Raw genomic sequence first — 21,680 nt, 5'->3', positions numbered from 1 at the left:
CACACGGGACTCAGCCCTCGTCGGCGAGGATCAGGTACAGCTTCTTGCGCGCGTCGTTGATGACGGAGATCGCCTTGTCGCGCTGCTCCTTGTCACCGGTCTTCCAGACCTGGCCGAACGCCTCCATCAGACCAAAGCTGGCCTGCCGGATCTCGTTCATGGCCTCCCAGTCGACGCCGCGACCGGCCTCCTCCCAAGGGGCCTCGGGCCCCTCTTCGGCGGCGGTACGGCCGTCGTCGGTGAGCGAGAAGAGCTTCTTGCCGCCCTCGCTCGCGCTGGCGATCAGACCCTCGTCCTCGAGCAGCTGCAGCGTCGGGTAGACCGAGCCGGGGCTCGGCTTCCACGCGCCGCCGCTGCGCTCGGCGATCTCCTGGATCATCTCGTAGCCGTGCATCGGCCGGTCCTTCAGCAGGGCCAGGATCGAGGCGCGCACGTCACCGCGCCGCGCCCGTCCGCGAGGCCCGCCGCCGCGGCCGCCGCGCCCCCAGGGGCCGGGGCCACCGGGGCCACCGAAGCCGGGCCCGAAGGGCCCGAACGCCGCGCGCCGACCCTCGAAGCCGCCGCGCTCGAATCCGCCCCTGCCGTGGTGGCCGGGGCCGAAGTTGCCATGTCCGTGTTCGTGTCCGTGGTTACGCATGGGAATCAGTCCTTTCACAACTGATCGCGGGTTTCATGGAACGCGATCATCAACCGATCGCAATGCCTCAACGATATATCGGGACTGTTCGGATGGCAAGCCTCTGCCGCGACGGGAAGCGGGAGCGGCGGCTCCGGGAAAACAGGCCAGCCGCGCCGGATTGGCCTTGGGCCGTTGTCAGTGGGGGCAATTACCGTCTCTGGCATGCGTATTCGTATCGTCGACGCCTTCACCGACCGGCCCTTCGCCGGCAACCCCGCCGGCGTCCTGCTCCTGGACGCCTTCCCGGACGACGCCTGGCTGCAGAACGTCGCCCTTGAGGTCAATCACGCCGAGACGGCCTTCGCTCACCCGCTCCCCGAGAGCGGGGACGCCGACTGGGCGCTGCGCTGGTTCACGCCCGCCACCGAGGTCGACATGTGCGGGCACGCGACGCTGGCCACCGCCCATGTGCTGCACTCCACCGGGGTGACGCGCGGCCCCGTGCGCTTCGCGACGCGCAGCGGCGTGCTCGTGGCGACACCGGGCGAGGACGGTTCGCTGACCCTCGACTTCCCGACGGCGCCGCTCACCGAGGAGCCGGCCCCCGCCGGGCTCGCCGAGGCCCTGGGCGCGGAGCCGCTCTCCGTGCGCGACACGGGCCCTTCGGTCGGCGACCTGCTCGTGGAACTCGCCGACGAGAAGACGGTGCGGGCGCTCACCCCCGACCACAAGGCGCTCGTGGACCTCTCCCGGCGCGGCACCATCGCCACGGCCCGCGCCGAGGACCCCGCCCAGGGCTACGACTTCGTGTCGCGCTGCTTCTTCCCGGGCGTCGGCATCGACGAGGACCCGGTGACCGGGAGCGCGCACACGGCGCTCACCCCGTTCTGGGCGGAGCGCCTGGGCCGCGAGGAGCTGACCGGACTGCAGGCCTCCGCCCGCAGCGGTCTCGTACGCGTCGCCCTGCGTGGTGAGCGCACGCTCCTGACCGGCCGCGCGGTCACGACCATCGAGGGCGAACTCCACGCGTAGCGCGAGCCGCGTGGGCTACGCGGTGGGCAGCCAGTCCACCTTGCCCGCCAGCACCGCGTATCCGACGAACGCCCCGATGTCGAGCAGGGAATGGGCCACCACCAGTGGCCCGACCCGCCCCCAGCGCCGGTACAGGAAGACGAAGACGACGCCCATCGCAAGGTTCCCGAAGAACCCGCCGATGCCCTGGTACAGGTGGTACGAGCCGCGCAGCACGGACGACGCGACGAGCGCCGTCCCGGGCGTCCACCCCAACTGCCCGAGCCTGCGCAGCAGATACCCGACGACGATGACCTCCTCCAGTACGGCGTTCTGCACCGCCGAGAGGATCAGCACCGGGAACTTCCACCACACGTCGGGCAGCGCCTCCGGCACCACGGTGAGGTTGAAGCCGAGGCCGCGCGCGGCGAGGTAGAAGGCGATCCCCGTGCTGCCGATGACGGCGGCCACCGCGGCGCCCCGGCCCGTGTCGAACCACGGGCGCCCGCGGTCGAAGCCGATCGTGCGCATCCCCTCGCCCTCCCTGAGCAGGAGGTGCGCGACGAGTACGACCGGTACGAAGGCGCTGGCGATGCCGAACAGCTGCCAGGCGAGGTCGAGCCACGGGCGGCCGGGCGCCGCCGAGGCGTTGAGCGTCGCGGCCTGGTCCTTGAGGCCGCCCGGTTTCGTGACGGAGCCGACGAAGCTGATGAGTGCGGACACACCGCTCGCACCGAGCGAAAGCCCCAGAACGAGCAGCGTCTCGTCCCGCAAAAAGCGCCGTGAGAGCCGCCCCTCGGGAGAAGAACCGGGCATCGGCTCCGCCTCCACCTGCACACCTGCCTCCAGTTGAGTAATCCCGCCGCATCCGTCACAGCGCCCCGCTAGGGTCTCGAATGCAGGTACGAAGATCGCGTGCGACAGGCCGAGGGGGCCGAGGCGACGCAATTCGGCGCACCGCTCCCCTCCACTGCTCCACCGCTTATACCGCAACTGCCTTTGTGGCTCAGGGAGGGGCTCCACCGCCATGGGACGTCACAGCAGCATGCCCGACGAGTACGGGGCGGCCGCCGCCGCACCCCGTCCCCGCTCGCGCGGGCGCACCGTGGCCATCGCGACCACCCTCGTCCTCGTGGCCACGGCGGGCACGGTCGCGGTGGTCCGCCCCGAGCTGATCGGCCTCGGCGGCGGATGCGAGGACGAGGTGCATCTCGACGTGGTCGCCTCCCCGGACATGGCCCCGGCGCTGCGCGAGGCCGCGGAGCACGCCCGCCGCGAGAAGCTCACCTCCGACGGCAACTGCCTCGACGTCGCCGTCACCGCGCGCGACGCCTACAAGGTGGCCGACACCCTGCGCGCGGACAAGGGCGCGGCGGACTTCCAGGTCTGGGTGCCGGACTCGGACGTCTGGGTGCAGCGCGTCACCACGAGCACCGGCGACACCAAGGTCACACCGGCCGGCAACGTCGCCTCCTCACCGGTCGGCGTGGGCATGGTGCCCGCGGCCGCGAAGTCCTTCGGCTGGCCGCGCAAGACGTACACCTGGGCCCAGTTGACGGGCGCCGCCATGCGGGACGACAAGCTGCGCCTGGGCGCCGCCGACCCCGCCCGCAGCGCCAGCGGACTGCTCGCGCTCACCAAGCTGGCTGCCACCTCCAAGAAGGGGGACGGCACCCAGGCCGCGTCCATGGCCAAGAGCCTCTCGCAGCGCACGTCCGACAGCGACGCGCAGCTCATGGACACGGTGCCGCGCGACGGCTCCGGCACCGAGCAGGGCAACCCGCGGCGCAACGAGGCGCTGATCCTGTCCGAGCAGGCCGCCTACGCGCACAACAAGGAGGCGGGCAAGGCGGGTTCGCTCGATCTCTTCTATCCGAAGGACGGCTCGCCCGCCCTCGACTACCCGTTCTCGCTGGTCGACGAGGACCGGCTGAGCACCGACGAGAGCCGGGCCGCCGTCCGTTTCGTGACGCTGCTCGGCGCGCCCGAGGGCCGCTCGATCCTGGAGCGGCACGGCTTCCGCACGGACAGCGGCCGGTCCCCCGCGACGGTCGTCTCACGGGCCGGCGGCCGCTCCCCGCAGCCGTACGCGCGCGTGGCGGCCAAGGCGCCGACCAAGGAGCAGCTCGAGGAGACCCTCGGGATGTGGACGATCACGGTGCAGAGCGCCCGTCTCACCACGGTCGTGGACGCGTCGGCCTCGATGGGGAACATCGTGCCCAGCCGCGGCGAGTCCCGCATGGAGGTGACGAAGGCGTCGATGCTGGCCGCCCTGTCCACGTTCACGCCGGAGGACGAGATCGGTCTGTGGGAGTTCGCCACGTTCCTCGACGACGAGCGCGACTACAAGAAGCTCGTGCCGACCGAGCGCCTCGGCGACCACGTCGGCTCCGGCACCCAGCGCGACCGCCTGTCGGCGGCGTTCACCTCGCTGCAACCGGTGCCCGGCGGGGCGACGGGGCTGTACGACACCACGCTCGCGGCGTACAAGGAGGCCGCGTCCTCGTACAAGAGCGGCAGGTTCAACGCCGTCGTCATGGTCACGGACGGCGTCAACGAGGATCAGGGGTCGATCTCCCGCGCGAGCCTCATCAAGAAGCTCGAGGGCCTCGCCGACCCCGAGCATCCCGTCCCGCTGATCGTCATCGCCGTGGGGCCCGACACCGACAAGCGGGAGGTCGAGCAGGTCGCCGAGGCGACGGGCGGCTCGGGACACCAGGTCAGCGACCCCGCGGACATCCAGCAGGTCATCCTGAAGGCCATCATCGAGGCGGGCGCCAAGGGCAACTGAGCCGGCCGCCGACCTCCTCAGCCCAGCGGAACGGCCGGCTCCGGCAGCCCGACCGGCCAGTCGTGCACCGGCCGGCCCCCGTGCATCAGCTCGCAGTACCGGCGCGTGGTCGCCGCGAGCGCCGCGTCCCGCGCCAGACCGCTCTCCAGGGCCCGGTGATACGTCGCCGACTGCCACGCCGCACCGTTCATCCGCAGCCTGCACCGCTCCTCGATCACCCCCAGGTACAGGTCCCGGTCGGCCGGCTCCACGCCCCACGCGTCGAGCCCGGCCGCCGCGAGCGGCAGCAGCTCGTCCCGTACGAGGTTCACGGCCGGCACCCGCTCCGTGCCGCCGAACCGGCCCCTGCGCGGCCACTCCAGGCGCGCGTCGATGCCGTACCGGCAGGCGGTGTCGAAGTTGCGGGCGGCTGCCGCGAAGGGGAGCCGCGACCACACCGGCCGCTGCTCCTCGGCCAGGGCGCGCACGACGCCGTAGTAGAAGGCGGTGTTGGCGATGACGTCCGTGACGGTCGGCCCCGCGGGCAGCACCCGGTTCTCGACGCGCAGATGCGGGACGCCGTCCGCGATGCCGTACACGGGGCGGTTCCAGCGGTACACGGTGCCGTTGTGCAGGACGAGTTCGGCGAGGCTCGGGGTGTCGCCCTTGGCGATGAGGTCGAGCGGCTGCTCGTCGTCGAGGATCGGCAGCAGCGGCGGAAAGTACCTGAGGTTCTCCTCGAAGAGGTCGTACGCGGAATCGATCCAGCGCTCCCCGAACCAGGTCCGCGGCCGCACGCCCTGCGCCGCGAGCTCCGGCGGCCGGGTGTCGGTGGACTGCTGGAACAGCGGCGGCCGCGACTCCCGCCACAGCTCGCGGCCGAACAGGAAGGGCGAGTTGGCGCCGAGCGCTATCTGCACGGCGGCGACCGCCTGCGCCGCGTTCCACACATCGGCGAAACGCCCCGGCGTCACCTGGAGGTGCAACTGCACGGACGTGCACGCGGCTTCGGGCGCTATCGAGGAGGACGTGCAGGTCAGCCGCTCGACACCGGCGATGTCGAGCACGAAGTCCTCGCCGCGCGCGGCGGTGATCTGATCATTGAGCAGGGTGTAGCGGTCGACGTCCGACAGGTTCGCGGAGACCAGGTCGTCCGCCGCGAGCGTCGGCAGGATGCCGATCATCACAATGCCCGCGTCGACCTCGTTGGCCTTCCGGTGCGCATATCCGAGCCCCGTGCGCAGTTCCTCGGCGAGCTGGTCGAGAACGCGGCCGCCGAGCCGGTGCGGGGCAATGTTCACTTCGAGATTGAACATCGCGAGTTCGGTCTGGAAATCGCGGCTCGCGATGCGCTCCAGAACTTCCGCATTCATCATTCTCGGCAGCCCGTCGGGCCCGGCGAGATTCAGCTCTATCTCGAGACCCATGAGATTCTGCGGACGGTCGAAGCGCTTCTCTTCCAGCAGTCGCGCGAACCCCTCCAGGCACTCCTTGAGCTTCTCCCGATAGCGCCGCGGATCGGCAAGACCGACCGCGCCCGCAACGACCTTCTCCCCCATGGAAGCGTCCCTCCTCGCACGGGCGACCCGTTGATGCTCCGTCCCGGCCGCGTGTCACGGTGGATGATGCCCCGGCAAAGTGATCCGTAACGCCCCGCGCGCGCCCACGGAGCAGTACGCTCAAGCGTGGTTACCCGCGGGCACATTCCTCAGGCATGCGGCAGGCCGCAGATTCCGTCGTCCGCGGCCCTGGTGAAAAACGCCGACAAGAACGCGCCGACCGCTCGACCGAAAGACGCCGAGGTCACGCGTGGCGGCCCCGACGAAAATGGGGAGAACGCCCACAAAACCCCATGAGAAGCGCGCCCGAATAGCACCTTGCGTAATCCGGACGGCGTGCTAGCCGAAACACTCCGTGAACACGCATCGTATAAACTCCGCTGGCGAGACAGAGAGTTGGCGCCCGCGGCCCGGGTTCGGACCGGCCCCCCGCCCCCTCCGTCCCGTGTACCCCTGTGCACCCGCAGCAGACAGCGCCGTCCGCTCGTCCCGCACCGCCCTCGCATCACATGCCTGTCGAATGAGAGGCGACCCACCATGCCGCTGCACGTCCCACCGGCTCCCGCGCCCGCCCTGCGCAGCGTTCTCGCGGCCCTCGGTTCCCCCACCGCCGTCCGCGAGGCACGCACCCCGTCCCTGCGCGCCGCCCAGGGACCCGCCACCCCCGAACTCCCGCTGCCACTCCATGTGTTGGACCACATCACCGAGACCACCGGGCCGTCCAGGGCCCGCCTGACCGGCTGGCGTTTCCTGATCCGCTGCGGGGAGCGCGCGGTGGCCGCGGCCGACACCATGCTCACGCCGGACGGCTGGGCCTTCTCGCACTTCTTCGAGGGCCCCTACATCCGGTCCACCGAACGGGCCCTGCGCCAGGCGGAGTCGCTGCCGCAGGCCTATCAGCCGCGGCTGCTCTCGGTGCCCGAGCTCTACATGCTGACGCTGTGGCTGCACGGCGAGCGCACCGCCGACCCGGCGAGCGGCCAACCGGCGGCCGACGACATCCTCGTCCCGCTGGCCCCCGCGCCGCCCGGCATCGCCCCGCACCGCCCGCACCGGGTGGCCGAACTCCTGCCGGTCCTCACGCACCGACTGACGCCGGCCCCGGCCACCGCCGGCCTGCTCGCCTGAGCGACCGGGCCCGCCGACGGCCCCTGTCGCGCACTCCTGTGCCCCGCACCGTCCGCCGTCCGGTCGCGGGGCACACCCCTGCCCGAGCGGACTAGCCCGTACCGACCACTCCTAACCACCCGAAGGGAGAGTCGAGTTGGACTGAACCGTCCGCACGGGTGATGCGTCTGACACCCATAAGGACCGCTGCAAGGAAATCCCTGCGGATTGACGCCCACAGGGCAACACTGGGTTCCGGAACTCACGAAATCGGGGGGCGGCCATGAACAAGCCTTCAAGCCGCAGCACGACCGGCACCACCAGCACAGCAAGCACAGCCCACGTCATCGAGATCACTTCGCAGCGAAAGATCCCATCCATGTGCCAGCACCAGCCAGCCTGCCCGACAGCGGAATCCGAGGACAGGGAAGCCGCGCTCCCTGTGGCTCACCACCCCGAGCAGGGGTGGAGCCTCCTCTGCAACGGGGTCCTGCTCTTCGAGGACACCGGCGAGCTGCTGCCCAGTGGCAGGATCATCGCCCCGCACCGCCCACTGGGCACGGTGGTGACGGCGGCGTAGCAAGCGGCTGAGCGGGGCTGCGCGACCGACGGCCGCGCAGCCCCGAGTGGATCAGCCCTCGTAGGCGTCGAGCGGCGGGCAGGAACACACCAGGTTCCGGTCGCCGAACGCCTGGTCGATACGCCGCACCGGCGGCCAGTACTTGTCCGAAGCGACCACCCCGGCCGGGAAGACACCTTCTTCCCGGCTGTACGCGTGCTCCCACTCGCCGCCGAGCATCCCGGCGGTGTGCGGAGCGTTCCGCAGCGGGTTGTCGTCCGCCGGCCACTCGCCGGAGGCGACCCGCTCGACCTCGCCGCGAATCGCGATCATCGCGTCGCAGAAGCGGTCGAGCTCGTCGATGTCCTCGCTCTCGGTCGGCTCGATCATCAGCGTCCCGGCGACCGGGAACGACATGGTCGGCGCGTGGAACCCGTAGTCGATGAGCCGCTTGGCGATGTCGTCGATGCTCACGCCCGTCGCCTTGCTGATCGGGCGCAGGTCCACGATGCACTCGTGCGCGACGAGCCCGCCCGGACCGTTGTAGAGCACCGGGAAGTGCGGCTCGAGCCGCTTGGCGATGTAGTTCGCGGAGAGCACGGCCACCTGCGTGGCCCGCTTCAGCCCCTCGCCGCCCATGAGCCGCACGTACGCCCACGAGATCGGCAGGATTCCGGCGGAGCCCCACGGCGCGGCGGAGATCGGGCCGACGCCCGTCTCGGGGCCCGCGGCCGGCTGCAGCGGGTGGTTCGGCAGGTACGGCGCCAGGTGCTCGCGCACGCCGACCGGGCCGACGCCCGGACCGCCACCGCCGTGCGGGATGCAGAACGTCTTGTGCAGGTTCAGGTGCGAGACGTCGCCGCCGAAGCGACCCGGCTTGGCGAGGCCCACCAGCGCGTTGAGGTTGGCGCCGTCGACGTAGACCTGGCCGCCGGCGTCGTGCACGGCGGCGCAGATGTCGGCGACGTGCTCCTCGAAGACGCCGTGCGTCGACGGGTACGTGATCATCAGGACGGCGAGCTGCTCCGCGTGCTGCTCGATCTTGGCGCGCAGGTCCTCGATGTCGACCTCGCCGTCGTCGGCGGTCTTCACGACGACGACCTTCATACCGGCCATCACTGCGCTCGCGGCGTTGGTGCCGTGCGCGGAGGACGGGATGAGGCAGACGGTGCGCTGCTCGTCGCCGTTGGCCCGGTGGTAGCCGCGCACCGCGAGCAGACCGGCGAGTTCGCCCTGCGAGCCGGCGTTCGGCTGCAGCGACACCTTGTCGTAGCCGGTGACCTCGGCGAGCCGCTCCTCCAGCTCACGGATGAGCGTCAGGTAGCCCTGCGCCTGCTCGGCGGGGACGAAGGGGTGCAGCTGGCCGAACTCGGGCCAGGTGACCGGCTCCATCTCCGTCGTCGCGTTGAGCTTCATCGTGCAGGAGCCCAGCGGGATCATGCCGCGGTCCAGCGCATAGTCGCGGTCGGCGAGCGAGCGCAGGTAGCGCAGCATCGAGGTCTCGGAGCGGTACTGGTGGAAGACGGGGTGCGTCAGGTACTCGTCCTCGCGCAGCCGCCCGCCCGGCAGCGTGTCCTCGACCTCGGCGTCCAGCGCCTCGATGTCGGCCTCGACGTCGAACGCGCTCCACACGGCGCCCAGCTGGGCCCGCATGGTCGTCTCGTCGCAGGCGATCGAGACGTGATCGGCGTCCACGAGGTGCAGGTTGACGCCGCCCTCGCGCGCGGCGGAGACGACCCCGGCGGCCTTGCCGGGCACCCGCACGGTGAGGGTGTCGAAGTACGCGCCGTGCACGACCTCGACGCCGCCGGCGGTGAGCCCCGCGGCGAGCAGGGTGGCGTAGCGGTGGGTGCGCCGCGCGATGGACTTGAGGCCATCGGGCCCGTGGTACACGGCGTACATGCCGGCCATGACGGCGAGCAGCACCTGCGCGGTGCAGATGTTGCTGGTCGCCTTCTCGCGGCGGATGTGCTGCTCACGGGTCTGCAGGGCGAGGCGGTACGCCTTGTTGCCGTCGGCGTCGACGGAGACGCCCACCAGGCGGCCCGGCAGCGAGCGCGCGAACTTCTCGCGCACGGCCATGTATCCGGCGTGCGGACCACCGAAGCCCATCGGCACACCGAAGCGCTGCGTCGTACCGACGGCGATGTCCGCGCCGAGTTCGCCGGGCGAGGTCAGCAGCGTCAGAGCAAGAAGGTCAGCGGCGACGGTGACGATGGCGCCCAGCTCGTGCGCCTGGTCGATCACGGGCTTGATGTCCCGCACGACGCCGGAGGCGCCCGGGTACTGCACGAGCACTCCCACGACGCCGCGCTCGGCGACCTCGGCGGGGATGCCCTCGCTCAGGTCGGCGACGACGATCTCGACGCCGGTCGGCTCGGCGCGCGTCTCGATGACGGCGATGGTCTGCGGCAACGCGTCGGCGTCGACGACGTAGACGCCGTTCTTGACCTTGCCGACGCGGCGCGAGAGGGCCATCGCCTCGGCGGCGGCGGTGCCCTCGTCGAGCAGCGAGGAGCCCGAGGTGGGCAGGCCGGTCAGCTCGGCGACCATGGTCTGGAAGTTGAGCAGCGCCTCGAGGCGGCCCTGCGAGATCTCCGGCTGGTAGGGCGTGTACGCCGTGTACCAGGAGGGGTTCTCCATGACATTGCGCAGGATGACCGGCGGCGTGAACGTCCCGTAGTAGCCGAGGCCGATCATCGAGCCGAGCACCTGGTTGCGCTCTGCAAGGGACTTCAGCTCGGCGAGCACCTCGGCCTCGCTGCGGGCGTCCGGCAGATTCAGCGCCTCGGCGCTCTTGATCACATCGGGCACCGCGGCCGCGGTCAGCTCGTCCAGCGAGCCGTAGCCGACCTGCGCGAGCATCTTGGCCTGAGCGGCGTCATCGGGGCCGATGTGGCGCTGCTCGAAGGGGATTCCTCGCTCCAGCTGGGAGAGCGGAATACGGTTGGCGGTCATTGCGGAGGCCTCCTGGTCATTGCGACCTACGAGGGGCACCACGGCGCGGGTACCCGGACGGCCTCCCCCTCTGTCATCTCAACCTGAGAGCTTCACCGGCCCACCCCGCGAGAACACGGAACACACCGGCTTGCACCGTCGGTGAGAGCGGAAACCGTGCACCCCGCCCTGCTTTCCAGAGTGACCTCGTCCGTGCGGTACGTGGGCCTGAGAGATTCCGGGGAGGATTTGCTCCTTCGGCGCCTTCCGACGACTGTCGGAGGACTCTCCCGCACGGGGTCAGCAGCCGTTTCCCAGCCTACCAGCGGCTACTTGGCCGGAGCCCCCGAGTGGCCGCCTTCCGTAATGTGCTCTTTCGTAGTCCTTACAGACCAGTTGCGATCATCGCGATCAGTTGGAGGGCCCGTGCAGACCGATGTCGATCCGCGCAATCTGATCGGCCGCAAGGCGTTCGACCGCAACGGGGCCAAGATCGGCACCATCGACGAGGTGTACCTGGACGATGCCACGGGCGTCCCGGAGTGGGCCGCGATACGAACCGGCCTGTTCAGCCGCGACGCCTTCGTCCCGCTCGAGCCGAGCGAGTTCACGGACGGCACGCTGCACGTGCCCTTCGAGCGCTCCCTGATCAAGGACTCCCCCGACTTCGGCGTGGGCCGCCATCTCTCCCCGGAACAGGAACTCCAGCTCTACGACCACTACGGTCTGGACATCACGGCCCCTCAGTCGCCCGACGTCACGTTCGGCAAGATCGCGGGCGTGGAGGACGACCCGGCCTGATCCCCTTCGGCGCCTTCGGCGTCTTCGACCAGCGGCATCGGCTCCGCCGGCGCCAGCTCCGGATCATCGACCCGAAACGTCCGCACCCTCCCCGGCACCACCGCGTACGGCGTCTCGAACCGCACGGTCACCCGCCCGAGCCCGCTCCCCTGCACCCAGCCCGGCCCGAACTCGGCATGCCGCACATCGTGCCCGGCCAGCCACTTCCGCTCCACGGGCGTCGGCTCGGGCTCGGCCGCCTCCGCGGACTCGGCCGCGGCGCTCTCCCCCTCCAGCTCCTCGGCAGCGGCCTCCTCCGCGGCGGCGAACTGCGCGAACAGGTCCTCCTGCGTGAAGTCGGCGAGCCCACTGACCCCGACACCCAGCAACCGCACGCCGCCGGTCGTGTCCACGGACTCCAGCAGCCGCGCCGCGGCCTCCCGCACCACCCCCGGATCGTCCGTCGGTCCCCGCAGCGTCTCGGAGCGCGTCAGCGTCGAGAAGTCGTAGCGCCGCACCTTGAGCACCACGGTCCGGCCCGAGCGCTCGGCCGCTCTCAGCCGCTCCACGCACCGGCCGGCGAGTCTGCGCACCTCCATCCGGACCTGCACCCGGTCATGGATGTCCACGTCGTAGGTGTCCTCGACCGATACGGACTTGGAGTCCCGCTCGGCCACGACCGGCCGCTCGTCGCGGGCCAGCGCCATCTCGTACAGATGGCTGCCGTGCGCCTTCCCGAGGAGTCGCACCAGCTCGTCCTCGCCGGCCCCGGCGATCTCCTCCACGGTCTGGATCCCGGCCCGGCGCAGATGATCCGCCGTCGCGGGCCCGACCCCCGGCAGGATCCGCACGGACTGCGGCCCGAGCAGCGCGCGCTCGGTGCCGGGGCGTATCAGCACCAGCCCGTCCGGCTTGGCCTCCTCCGAACCGATCTTCGCCAGCATCTTTGACGCGGCGAGCCCCACGGACCCGGTCAGCCCGGTCACACGCCGGATGTCGGCCCGCAGCCGCCGCCCCACGGCCTCGGCCGAAGCGGCGTCCCAGGCCGCCTCACCGGCCTCCAGATCCACGAACGCCTCGTCCAGGCTCAGGGGCTCCACCAGCGGCGAGAGAGCGCCCAGGAGCCCCATCACCTGCTCGCTGATCGCCCGGTAGAGCCGGAAGCGCGGGACCAGATACGCGGCATGCGGGGCGAGCCTGCGCGCCTGCCCCATCGGCATCGCCGAGTGCACCCCGAACTTCCGCGCCTCGTACGACGCCGTGGCCACCACACCGCGCGGTCCGAGCCCGCCCACGACGACCGCTTTCCCGCGCAGGCTCGGCTTCGCCGCCTGCTCAGCAGAGGCGTAGAAGGCATCCATGTCGAGATGCAGGATCGTGGGCGCGGTTCTCACACCACCGATGCTGCCCTACGCCACTGACAACGCGGCCGTACGGACCTCACACGGCCCTGCCGCGCCGCCTCGCCAGCTCGTCCGTGGGGTTCGCCGGCACGATCGTCTCGCCGGTGTCCACACGCTCGCCGTGCAACTGCGAGAGCGCCGCCTCCACGTCCCGCCAGACCACGCCGACGGCGATCCCGAAGACGCCCTGGCCGCCCTGGAGCAGATCGTGGACCTCGTCCGGCGACGTGCACTCGTAGACCGTCGCGCCGTCGCTCATGAGCGTCATCCGCTCCAGGTCACGCAGACCGCTCTCGCGCAGGTGCTGCACGGCGGTCCGGATGTTCTGCAACGAGACACCCGTGTCCAGGAACCGCTTGACGACCTTGAGGACCACCACGTCCCGGAAGCTGTAGAGCCGCTGGGTCCCCGATCCGTACGCGGAACGCACGCTGGGTTCGACGAGGCCGGTCCTGGCCCAGTAGTCGAGCTGCCGGTAGGTGATGCCGGCCGCGGCGCATGCCGTCGGCCCCCGGTATCCGAGCTGCTCGGAAGCGGCCTCGCCGCTCTTCCCCGCCACCGCAGGCACGGCCTGCGGGCGCTGCGGAGTGTGATCGGCCGCGCTGCCGTGGAGGGGGTACCCCCTGCTCGAGCCCTGTCGAGAGCTCGGGGGAAGGTACGGACCGCCCGTCGCCGTACCGTCGCCGCTGCTTCTCACGCCGACCTCCTCATTGACCTGCCTTGTCGACGGTAGGCAGTCACAGGGGGTGCGTCAACGAACGCCACACTAGGCACGCCGAGTGATAATCACCCTAAGAGTGGTTTCCCGTGACCCACCGCCGGGAAAGGCTAGCCGAATGTCTTGAGGGCGCCGCCGACTCGGCGGCCGGACCCGGCCGCCGGACGAGCGGTCACTGACTGTTGGTGCCGAAGTCCTCGGGAGAGATCTGGTCGAGGAACTCGCGGAACTTCTCCACCTCGTCCTCCTGCTCGTCGGGGATGGCGATCCCCGCGTCGTCGAGTACCCCGTCACTGCCGAAGATCGGCGTACCGGTGCGCAGCGCCAGGGCTATGGCGTCGGACGGGCGGGCGCTGACCTCGACGCCACTGGCGAACACCAGTTCCGCGTAGAAGACGCCTTCGCGCAGGTCCGTGATGCGCACTTCCGTGAGCTCCTGGCCGACCGCTTCAAGGACATCCTTGAAAAGGTCGTGCGTCAGCGGACGCGCGGGCGCCATGCCCTGCTGGGCGAAGGCGATCGCGGTCGCCTCCCCCGGTCCGATCCAGATGGGGAGGTACCGGTCGCCTCCCACTTCACGCAGGAGCACGATCGGCTGGTTGGAGGGCATTTCGACCCGGACACCTACGACGTCGAGCTCGTTCACACAGCAACCCTAGGACGTGCCCGGCCGGTTTGGGTAGTCGGGCACCCACCGAGGACCGGGCCATCGGTGCTCACCCGCGCCCACGATCAGGGCAGACGCACCCCGAGGGCGGTCTGCACAAGTGCCGAGTGCAGTTTCACGGTGAGGCCGGCCAGCTCCTTGGCACGGGCCTCGGCATGCGCCCGCGTCTGCGGGTTGCGGTGCACCTTGAGCGGGGCCACCACCTGGTCCACGAGGCCCGCCTCCCGGTCCGCGGCGGCCCGCATGACCCGCAGGTGCCGCGGTCCGATCCCGAACCGGGCCAGCTCGCCGATGAGCTCGGCGACGGACACGGCGGAGGCGTCGTAGCCACCGTCGGGCAGGGGGGTGAGGAGCCCGTACGACTCCCATTCGTCGAGCTCGTGCTCCTCGACGCCCACGGCCGCCAGCAATTCGTCCCGGCCGACCCGCGCGGCCGTGGGCACGTCGGCGCCGTCCTCCGCGTCGCCGGGGCCTCCCGGCGCGGGCACGGTCAGGCTCTCGCCCGGCTCCAGGGCGTCGAGCTGCTCCTTGATGACCTTCAGCGGCAGGTAGTGGTCCCGCTGCATGCGCAGGACGTGGGCGAGCCGCTCGACGTCGTCCGGGCTGAACTTCCGGTACCCCGACGGCGTGCGCCGCGGCTCGACCAAGCCCTCGGACTCCAGGAACCTGATCTTGGAGATGGTGACTTCGGGAAACTCTTCTCGGAGCACGTTAAGTACGGTGCCGATGCTCATCAGCCGACTGTCCGTGGTGGCGGTGCCCCCGGGGGTACCGCCACTCGTCGTGTGCAGCATGGACCTTCCTGAAGGGTCGCGGACGGATCAGATACCACGCTGGCTCGCGTAGAACACCAGCCGGTACTTGCCGATCTGCACCTCGTCCCCGTTGTTCAGCGTCACCGAGTCGATGCGCTCACGGTTCACATACGTGCCGTTGAGGCTGCCGACGTCGGCGACGGTGAACGAGCCGTCCTGCAGGCGACGGAACTCCACGTGGCGGCGCGACACGGTCACGTCGTCCAGGAAGATGTCGCTCTGCGGGTGGCGCCCCGCGGTGGTCAGCTCGCCGTCCAGGAGGAAGCGGCTGCCCGAGTTCGGACCGCGCCGCACCACCAGGAGCGCCGAGCCCAGCGGCAGCGCGTCGACCGCCGCCTGCGCCTCGGGCGAGAGGGCCGGAAGCTGCGTCTGGCCCGTCGCCTCCGGGTCGTAGGACTCGAGGCCGGAGATGGAGATGGTGGACGTCGTCTCCGACGGCCCCTCCGGCGCCGCACCGCCACGCAGCGGCGCACCGCAGTTGGAGCAGAACCGGCTGTTCTCCGCGTTCCGGTTTCCGCACCTCGTACACACCAGGGCCGACATGCCGAACTCTCCACCCGTACTTGAGGTTGACGGTTCTCCGAAACCTATGCGGCCGGAACCGGAAGGGTCAACAGACGACGCGCCCTGTCCGCCCGAATTGTCTCCGGCGACCTGGTCCCGGAACAGCGGGCGCTCACCCACCTGGGTCTCGGGCACGTCTGACTGGCGCGACGCACGATGGCGGTTGTCCTCACGCGCGCTCTTGCCGAACAACTTCGCAAACAACTTCACGGGCGATTCCCCTTGACCGAAACAGACCCGCCCGTGGGGCAGGACGAACCCTGACTGCACACATCGGCGTACATCGCGTACATCATTGACACGGACACCCTCACAACGTCCGTATCCGCCAAACAGTTTCCACCACGCACACCACCCTTGCTGCGGCGACCCCCCGCAACGTCATGCCCTCGCACGGTATCCACCATGCACCCCCGGCTTCACTCCGAGGACGACCGAGCGTAATCAGGCCGTTGCGCGGATCGCAAGGCATCTACGACGATCTTGCTCGAGCGGCTCACGGCCACCGTGGCCTGCTCCTTCTCCAGCGTCTGCACCACACCCCCGGGGATGTTCAGGGCCGGCTCCAGGTCCTGCGGCTTGCCGATGACCTTGAACCGGTAGGGACGGCTGATCTCGTGTCCGTCCACGCTGATCCCCTTCCCGCCGCTGCCGTCCGTCAGATACGTGTTCGCCACGATGCGGACATTGTTCACCTGGATCGCCTCCGCGCCTGCGGCGCGCAGCTCCTGGACCGCGTCGAGCAGCATGTCCGCCTCCACGGCCCCCTTCGTGTCGGTGACGGTCATGGTGATCCCGGGGCCCTGCGCGGCCGTCGTGCCCGCCAGAATGCCGAGCTGCTTCTGCTTCTCGGCCGTCTGCTTGCGGGCCTCGTCGGCCTGGTCCGAACTGTTCTCCAGCTCGGTGCGCTGGTCCACGAGACCTTGCTTCTCATCCTCAAGACGCTGAGTTCGATCATCCAGTTCATCGAGGATGCGAACGAGATCTTCCTGACGCGCACCGCGCAGAGCGCTGTTGTCGCTGGTGGACCGCACCTGGATGGCGAGCCCGAGCCCCAGGACGAACAGCAGCACGGCCATGATGAGCTGGGCGCGCGACGCGCGCGGCGGCCACAGACCCTTCACGAGCCGCTGCCGCCCGGTCAGTTCGGGCTCCCGGACATCCGGCGCGACCGGCCCCGGTTCAACGGCCTCGGGCTCCGGCGCGGGCTCCCGCTCCGCCTCCGGCTCCGGATTCACCGTGTCGGGCTTCTTGGCCGGTACCTCGGGGGGCAGCTCGGCCGACAGCTCCTTGCGCAACTGCTCGGCCTGGCCGTCCGGTTGCACGCGCTTGCCGTTCTCGACGCTCTCAGTGTTCTCAGCGCTCTCGGCGTTCTCGTCGTTGCTCATCGGCCTCACGCCCGGAACACATGCCGCCGGATCGCGGCGGCGTTGGAGAAGATGCGGATGCCGAGCACCACGACGACACCGGTCGACAGCTGCGCGCCGACGCCCAACTTGTCGCCCAGGAAGACGATGAGCGCGGCCACGACGACGTTCGACAGGAACGAGACGACGAACACCTTGTCGTCGAAGATCCCGTCCAGCATGGCGCGCAGCGCGCCGAACACCGCGTCGAGCGCCGCGACGACGGCGATAGGAAGGTAAGGCTCAACGACCGCCGGAACCTCGGGCCGGACGAAAAGACCGACCACGACTCCCACGACGAGGCCCAGTACGGCGATCACGATGTGCCCTTCTGCTCTGCTCTCGGCTGTGCTGTACGTACGATCACGCTGGGTGCGGCAGGAAGCTTGATGTCGTCCTGGGCCGAAATACTGGTCCTGACCCCGAAGTTCTCCTGCAGCGCGTGCAGATAGAGACCGTCGGGGCTGTTCTGGAACCGCGTGCTCAGCCGTTGCCCATCCCCTACCGCGAGCACCGTGTACGGCGGCACCAGCGGCTTGTTGTCGACCAGTATCGCGTCACCCGCGGCCCTGATCGCGGACAGCGAGGTGAGGCGCTGCCCGTTGATGCTGATGGCCTCCGCACCGGACTGCCAGAGACCGTTCATGACGCGCTGCATGTCCCGGTCGCGCACGCGGCCGGTGTCGGAGAAGCCGTTGCTCTCGCGCGGCCCGCTCCCGTCGCCCGTGGTGGCCGACTTGGCGTCGTCGACGACGAGCTTCACGCCGGGGCCGTGCACGGCGACGGCGCCCGAGAGCACCCCCGCCAACTCCGCCTGCTCGCCACCGTGCTTCTTCAGCGCCTCGCGCTGCATCTCCCCCACGCGCCCGCGCAGCGAGTCGACCTGTCCCTCCAGTTCGTCGGCGGACTTGGTCTCCTGGTCGATGCGGTCGATGAGCTCCTCGCGCTCCTTGGCCACCACCGGCGCGGTGACGCGAGCCTGTGCCGCGCCCACCGTCACCACCAGCGCGGCGAGCACGAGTCCCGCGGCGAGCCCCAGCTTCGCCCGCAGCGTCTTCGGCAAACCGCTCTGCCCCAGCGCCTCTTTGCGCGCGGTGGCCTCCGCATACCCGTCGTCCAGGCTGTGATCCATGACGTTGGTCAGCAGCGACATGGAGGCGTCGGGGCGCGAGGGGCGCTCTGGGGTGCTCCGTTTGGGGGGCTGCTGCGGCATGCCGCACATCGTCGCACGTCGTGGGCACTACCACCCAACGACCCCACTGCCCTGCTGTCCGACGCCCGAAATGGGCGCCGGACAGCAGGTATCCGGGTCAACGGCCGGCGCTGTCCACCACGGCCGACCACTCGTCGAGCAGCTGTTGGGCGGAGGCGTCGTCCGGTCCTTCGGCCCACAGGTGGGTGACGGCCTCGGCCGGGTCGGGCAGCACCATCACCCAACGCCCATCGGCCTCCACGACCCGCACACCGTCGGTCGTGTCCACCGACCGCTCGCCCGCCTCCTCCACGACACGGCGCATGACGAGGCCCTTGACGGCCCACGGCGTCGCCAGATCCCGTTTGAGCACATGCGCCCGCGGAATCCGCGCGTCGATCTGGCTGAGGGTCAACTGCGTACGGGCGACGAGCCCGATGAGCCGCACAAAGGCCGCGGCCCCGTCGAACACGCTGCTGAACTCGGGAATGATGAACCCGGCCCGCCCGTCCCCACCGAAGATCGTCCCGTCCTCGCGCCCCACCCGCGTCAGGTCGTCGGGCGACGTGGTCGTCCACTCGACCTGCGTCCCGTGATACGCGGCGACCTGCTCGGCGATACGCGTGGTCGTCACGGGCAGCGCCACCCGCCCGCTCCTGCGCTCCGCGGCGACGAGATCGAGCATCACGAGCAACGCCCGGTCGTCCTCGACGATCCGCCCCTTCTCATCGACGAGCGAGAGCCGCTCCCCGACTGGATCGAACCGCACCCCGAACGCAGCCCGCGCCGAGGCCACGATCTCCCCGAGCCGTACGAGCCCGGACCTGCGGGCATCGGCGGTCTCGGTCGGCCGCGACTCATCGAGCCCCGGGTTGATCGTCAGGGAGTCGACACCGAGCCGCCCGAGAAGGCTGGGCAGCACGAGCCCGGCACTCCCGTTCGACGCGTCGACGACCACCTTCAGCCCGGCCTCCGCGACCCCCGTCGTATCGACGTTCCGCAGCAGCGATCCCGTGTACGAGTCGAAGACGCTCGACGGGAAGTGCAGATCACCGATCTCACCCGGGAACGCCCTGCGGTACTCCTGCCGCGCGTACACCCGGTCCAGCTTGCGCTGACTGCCCTGCGACAGATCGGCCCCACGCTCGTCGAAGAACATGATGTCGACGGAGTCCGGCACCCCGGGCGTCGTCCGGATCATGATCCCGCCGGCACCGCCCCGCGCCGTCTGCTGCCGCGCCACGGGCAGCGGCACATTCTCCAGGTCCCGTACGTCGATGGCGCTGGCCTGCAGCGCGGAGATGACGGCCCGCTTGAGCGCCCGCGCACCACGGGAGTGGTCACGCGCGGTCGTGACGGTAGACCCCTTCTTGAGCGTCGTCGCGTACGCCCCCGCGAGCCGCACGGCGAGCTCCGGCGTGATCTCGACGTTCAGGATCCCGGAGACACCCCTGGCCCCGAACAGATGGGCCTGCCCGCGTGACTCCCAGATCACCGACGTATTCACGAAGGCGCCGGCCTCGACCGTCTTGAACGGGTAGACCCGCACATTGCCCTGGACGATCGATTCCTCACCGACGAGGCACTCGTCGCCGATGACGGCGCCGTCCTCGATCCGCGCCGCCCGCATGATGTCGGTGTTCTTGCCGACCACGCAGCCCCGCAAATTGCAGTGCCGCCCGATGTAGACGTTGTCGTGCACGACAGCCTTGTGCAGGAAGGCACCGTTCTTCACGACGACGTTCGAGCCGACGACGGTGTGCTCCCGGATCTCCACGTCCGCTTCGACCTTGGCGTAGTCGCCGATGTAGAGCGGTCCGCGCAGCACGGCGTCCGGGTGCACCTCCGCACCTTCGGCCACCCACACACCCGGCGAGATCTCGAACCCGTCGAGCTCGACGTCGACCTTTCCTTCGAGGACGTCCGCCTGGGCCTTCACATAGCTCTCGTGTGTGCCGACGTCCTCCCAGTAGCCCTCGGCGACGTAGCCGTAGATGGGCTTGCCTTCCTTCATCAGCTGCGGGAAGACATCTCCGGACCAGTCCACTGACGTGTCGGCCTCGACGTAATCGAAGACCTCGGGCTCCATCACATAGATGCCCGTGTTCACCGTGTCCGAGAAGACCTGCCCCCAGGTCGGCTTCTCGAGGAAGCGCTCGACTTTTCCTTCCTCGTCGACGATGGTGATACCGAATTCCAGCGGATTGGGCACACGCGTCAGACAGACGGTGACGAGCGCGCCCTTCTCCTTGTGGAAATCGATGAGCTCGGTGAGGTCGAAATCGGTGAGTGCGTCACCCGAGATGACAAGGAAAGAGTCGTCCTTCAGCGCTTCCTCAGCGTTCTTCACGCTGCCGGCAGTGCCGAGTGGCTTCTCCTCGTTGGCGTAGGTGAGCTCCATCCCCAGCTCTTCACCGTCACCGAAATAGTTCCTGACGAGTGAAGCCAGGAACTGCACGGTGACCACGGTCTCGCTGAGCCCATGCCGCTTGAGCAGCCTGAGCACATGCTCCATGATCGGCCGGTTGGCCACAGGCAGGAGCGGCTTGGGCATACTCGAGGTCATGGGGCGAAGGCGTGTGCCTTCGCCTCCGGCCATCACGACGGCCTTCATGTCGGAAGCGTCCTCCTTGAAGAGACGACGGTCTAGCCGACTTCGCCCGCCCGGAATGGCCCGCACTCGTCACGGCGGGCCATCTGGCCTCTGCCAACGCGCAATGGCGAGCTCAATCGGCCATGGAGTCCGCCCGGACAAGCCGGCGGACTTGAACCACGTAGAGGATCCCTGCCCACCAGTACAGCGTCGTACCCCATCCAGCGAACGCCCATCCGAAAATAGCAGCGAGTTCGTGGATCCAACCCGTTCCGTCACTGAGAAGCAGCAAGGGGAACGCATACATCAGGTTGAAGGTCGCTGCCTTCCCGAGGAAGTTCACCTGGGGCGGCGGATAGCCATGGCGCCTGAGGATCCCCACCATCACCAGAAGAAGCAGTTCACGCGCCAAAAGTACGGCGGTCAACCAAATGGGCAGAATGTCACGCCAGGTCAAACCCACCAACGTGGACAAAATGTAGAGCCGGTCAGCAGCCGGGTCGAGCAGTCGGCCGAGGCTGCTGATCTGATTCCAGCGCCGCGCGAGCTTCCCGTCGAGATAGTCGCTGATGCCGCTGAGAGCCAGCACGAGCAGCGCCCAGCCGTCACTCTTGGGGCCCCCGAACTCAGGGCGCAGGATGAGCCACAGGAAGAGGGGCACGCCGACGAGACGCGCCATGCTGAGGATGTTCGGGATGGTGAGGACCCTGTCCGTCTGAACACGGGTCTCCTGGACCTCCACCCGGGGGCCTCCTGTGGGGAACGAACCAACGATGCCCCCTGACTTTACCCTCAGTGTCGGGAGGCCTGAGCTACGGGGGCGCCGTAACGCCGGACACGGCAACGCCCCCCCCCAACACAGAAAAGCCCGGACCGTATCCCGGCCCGGGCTTTTCTTTAAAATTAGTTCGGCGGCGTCCTACTCTCCCACAGGGTCCCCCCTGCAGTACCATCGGCGCTGTGAGGCTTAGCTTCCGGGT

At 69.6% G+C, this 21,680-nt stretch carries 19 protein-coding genes and 1 riboswitch; of the genes, 5 read left to right on the top strand and 14 right to left on the bottom strand.

From position 1 onward, the window contains the following. Nucleotides 1-10: 10 nt before the first annotated feature. Nucleotides 11-637: a PadR family transcriptional regulator gene (locus ACIA8D_RS34960; protein ID WP_399238274.1), complete on the bottom strand. Its 627-nt coding sequence runs from the start codon at nt 635-637 to the stop codon at nt 11-13. A 204-nt stretch (nt 638-841) separates the two neighbouring features. On the opposite strand from ACIA8D_RS34960, the gene ACIA8D_RS34955 reads away from it, so the two are divergent. After that, nucleotides 842-1,651, top strand: coding sequence for a PhzF family phenazine biosynthesis protein (locus ACIA8D_RS34955; protein WP_399238273.1), 810 nt, complete (start codon nt 842-844; stop codon nt 1,649-1,651). Nucleotides 1,652-1,666: 15 nt separating this feature from the next. Here the strand turns inward: ACIA8D_RS34955 and ACIA8D_RS34950 are convergent, their stop codons facing one another. Continuing rightward, on the bottom strand, nt 1,667-2,446 hold the full coding sequence (locus ACIA8D_RS34950; protein ID WP_399238272.1) for a CPBP family intramembrane glutamic endopeptidase: 780 nt from the start codon (nt 2,444-2,446) through the stop codon (nt 1,667-1,669). A gap of 211 nt (nt 2,447-2,657) precedes the next feature. Between ACIA8D_RS34950 and ACIA8D_RS34945 the strand changes: the two genes are divergently transcribed. Further along, nucleotides 2,658-4,421, top strand: a complete 1,764-nt coding sequence (locus ACIA8D_RS34945) for a substrate-binding and VWA domain-containing protein (RefSeq protein WP_399238271.1) — start codon at nt 2,658-2,660, stop codon at nt 4,419-4,421. Between the two features lie 17 nt (nt 4,422-4,438). Here ACIA8D_RS34945 and ACIA8D_RS34940 read toward each other — a convergent pair whose 3' ends face one another. Further along, nucleotides 4,439-5,959: a glutamate-cysteine ligase family protein gene (locus ACIA8D_RS34940; protein WP_399238270.1), complete on the bottom strand. Its 1,521-nt coding sequence runs from the start codon at nt 5,957-5,959 to the stop codon at nt 4,439-4,441. A 537-nt stretch (nt 5,960-6,496) separates the two neighbouring features. On the opposite strand from ACIA8D_RS34940, the gene ACIA8D_RS34935 reads away from it, so the two are divergent. Continuing rightward, nucleotides 6,497-7,087 carry a hypothetical protein gene (locus ACIA8D_RS34935; protein WP_399238269.1) on the top strand — a complete coding sequence of 197 codons (591 nt, stop codon included), beginning with the start codon at nt 6,497-6,499 and terminating at the stop codon, nt 7,085-7,087. A gap of 358 nt (nt 7,088-7,445) precedes the next feature. After that, nucleotides 7,446-7,646 carry a DUF5999 family protein gene (locus tag ACIA8D_RS34930; protein WP_326023112.1) on the top strand — a complete coding sequence of 67 codons (201 nt, stop codon included), beginning with the start codon at nt 7,446-7,448 and terminating at the stop codon, nt 7,644-7,646. Nucleotides 7,647-7,697: 51 nt separating this feature from the next. Here ACIA8D_RS34930 and gcvP read toward each other — a convergent pair whose 3' ends face one another. Then, nucleotides 7,698-10,583 carry an aminomethyl-transferring glycine dehydrogenase gene (gene gcvP / locus ACIA8D_RS34925; protein WP_399238268.1) on the bottom strand — a complete coding sequence of 962 codons (2,886 nt, stop codon included), beginning with the start codon at nt 10,581-10,583 and terminating at the stop codon, nt 7,698-7,700. Between the two features lie 185 nt (nt 10,584-10,768). Beyond that, a riboswitch (glycine riboswitch) is annotated at nt 10,769-10,865 on the bottom strand. Between the two features lie 123 nt (nt 10,866-10,988). Between gcvP and ACIA8D_RS34920 the strand changes: the two genes are divergently transcribed. Continuing rightward, a complete protein-coding gene (locus ACIA8D_RS34920; RefSeq protein WP_399238267.1) occupies nt 10,989-11,363 on the top strand; it encodes a PRC-barrel domain-containing protein in 375 nt (124 codons plus the stop codon). On the opposite strand, the gene ACIA8D_RS34915 is transcribed toward ACIA8D_RS34920, so the two are convergent. The 10 genes from ACIA8D_RS34915 to ACIA8D_RS34870 all read right to left on the bottom strand — a co-directional run bounded on the left by ACIA8D_RS34915 (nt 11,306) and on the right by ACIA8D_RS34870 (nt 21,442). Continuing rightward, nucleotides 11,306-12,736 (bottom strand): DNA polymerase IV, encoded by a 1,431-nt coding sequence (locus tag ACIA8D_RS34915; protein ID WP_399238266.1) that lies wholly within the window; start codon nt 12,734-12,736, stop codon nt 11,306-11,308. The two genes, ACIA8D_RS34920 and ACIA8D_RS34915, sit on opposite strands and share 58 nt — an antisense overlap. A gap of 46 nt (nt 12,737-12,782) precedes the next feature. Then, the gene (locus ACIA8D_RS34910) at nt 12,783-13,442 is read right to left on the bottom strand and encodes a MerR family transcriptional regulator (RefSeq protein WP_399238265.1); all 660 of its coding nucleotides are present in this window, start codon (nt 13,440-13,442) and stop codon (nt 12,783-12,785) included. A 193-nt stretch (nt 13,443-13,635) separates the two neighbouring features. Further along, a complete protein-coding gene (locus ACIA8D_RS34905) occupies nt 13,636-14,109 on the bottom strand; it encodes a bifunctional nuclease family protein (RefSeq protein ID WP_005475662.1) in 474 nt (157 codons plus the stop codon). An 86-nt stretch (nt 14,110-14,195) separates the two neighbouring features. After that, a complete protein-coding gene (locus ACIA8D_RS34900) occupies nt 14,196-14,924 on the bottom strand; it encodes a MerR family transcriptional regulator (RefSeq protein WP_399238264.1) in 729 nt (242 codons plus the stop codon). A gap of 27 nt (nt 14,925-14,951) precedes the next feature. After that, nucleotides 14,952-15,845 carry an FHA domain-containing protein gene (locus ACIA8D_RS34895; protein WP_399238333.1) on the bottom strand — a complete coding sequence of 298 codons (894 nt, stop codon included), beginning with the start codon at nt 15,843-15,845 and terminating at the stop codon, nt 14,952-14,954. Between the two features lie 83 nt (nt 15,846-15,928). Beyond that, nucleotides 15,929-16,897 (bottom strand): DUF881 domain-containing protein, encoded by a 969-nt coding sequence (locus ACIA8D_RS34890; protein WP_399238263.1) that lies wholly within the window; start codon nt 16,895-16,897, stop codon nt 15,929-15,931. Between the two features lie 5 nt (nt 16,898-16,902). Next, on the bottom strand, nt 16,903-17,235 hold the full coding sequence (locus tag ACIA8D_RS34885) for a small basic family protein (RefSeq protein ID WP_266722032.1): 333 nt from the start codon (nt 17,233-17,235) through the stop codon (nt 16,903-16,905). Continuing rightward, nucleotides 17,232-18,137, bottom strand: coding sequence for a DUF881 domain-containing protein (locus tag ACIA8D_RS34880; protein WP_399238262.1), 906 nt, complete (start codon nt 18,135-18,137; stop codon nt 17,232-17,234). The genes ACIA8D_RS34885 and ACIA8D_RS34880 overlap by 4 nt, the downstream gene beginning before the upstream one ends. An 88-nt stretch (nt 18,138-18,225) precedes the next feature. Further along, nucleotides 18,226-20,721 carry a sugar phosphate nucleotidyltransferase gene (locus ACIA8D_RS34875; RefSeq protein WP_399238261.1) on the bottom strand — a complete coding sequence of 832 codons (2,496 nt, stop codon included), beginning with the start codon at nt 20,719-20,721 and terminating at the stop codon, nt 18,226-18,228. A gap of 112 nt (nt 20,722-20,833) precedes the next feature. Continuing rightward, nucleotides 20,834-21,442: a CDP-alcohol phosphatidyltransferase family protein gene (locus ACIA8D_RS34870; protein ID WP_385768954.1), complete on the bottom strand. Its 609-nt coding sequence runs from the start codon at nt 21,440-21,442 to the stop codon at nt 20,834-20,836. Between the last annotated feature and the right edge of the window lie 238 nt (nt 21,443-21,680).

The sequence above is a fragment of the Streptomyces sp. NPDC051684 genome, assembly GCF_044453445.1.
Lineage (GTDB): Bacteria > Actinomycetota > Actinomycetes > Streptomycetales > Streptomycetaceae > Streptomyces.
Note: the sequence above shows the minus strand (reverse complement) of the source record. Positions and strands in the feature narration are given on the sequence as shown.

Excerpts from the sequence above, each read along its gene's own strand:
- ACIA8D_RS34960 (WP_399238274.1), bottom strand. The coding sequence starts at position 637 with ATGCGTAACCACGGACACGAACACGGACATGGCAACTTCGGCCCCGGC.
- ACIA8D_RS34955 (WP_399238273.1), top strand. The coding sequence starts at position 842 with ATGCGTATTCGTATCGTCGACGCCTTCACCGACCGGCCCTTCGCCGGC.
- ACIA8D_RS34950 (WP_399238272.1), bottom strand. The coding sequence starts at position 2,446 with ATGCCCGGTTCTTCTCCCGAGGGGCGGCTCTCACGGCGCTTTTTGCGG.
- ACIA8D_RS34945 (WP_399238271.1), top strand. The coding sequence starts at position 2,658 with ATGGGACGTCACAGCAGCATGCCCGACGAGTACGGGGCGGCCGCCGCC.
- ACIA8D_RS34940 (WP_399238270.1), bottom strand. The coding sequence starts at position 5,959 with ATGGGGGAGAAGGTCGTTGCGGGCGCGGTCGGTCTTGCCGATCCGCGG.
- ACIA8D_RS34935 (WP_399238269.1), top strand. The coding sequence starts at position 6,497 with ATGCCGCTGCACGTCCCACCGGCTCCCGCGCCCGCCCTGCGCAGCGTT.
- ACIA8D_RS34930 (WP_326023112.1), top strand. The coding sequence starts at position 7,446 with ATGTGCCAGCACCAGCCAGCCTGCCCGACAGCGGAATCCGAGGACAGG.
- gcvP (WP_399238268.1), bottom strand. The coding sequence starts at position 10,583 with ATGACCGCCAACCGTATTCCGCTCTCCCAGCTGGAGCGAGGAATCCCC.
- ACIA8D_RS34900 (WP_399238264.1), bottom strand. The coding sequence starts at position 14,924 with ATGCTGCACACGACGAGTGGCGGTACCCCCGGGGGCACCGCCACCACG.
- ACIA8D_RS34890 (WP_399238263.1), bottom strand. The coding sequence starts at position 16,897 with ATGAGCAACGACGAGAACGCCGAGAGCGCTGAGAACACTGAGAGCGTC.
- ACIA8D_RS34880 (WP_399238262.1), bottom strand. The coding sequence starts at position 18,137 with ATGTGCGGCATGCCGCAGCAGCCCCCCAAACGGAGCACCCCAGAGCGC.
- ACIA8D_RS34875 (WP_399238261.1), bottom strand. The coding sequence starts at position 20,721 with ATGAAGGCCGTCGTGATGGCCGGAGGCGAAGGCACACGCCTTCGCCCC.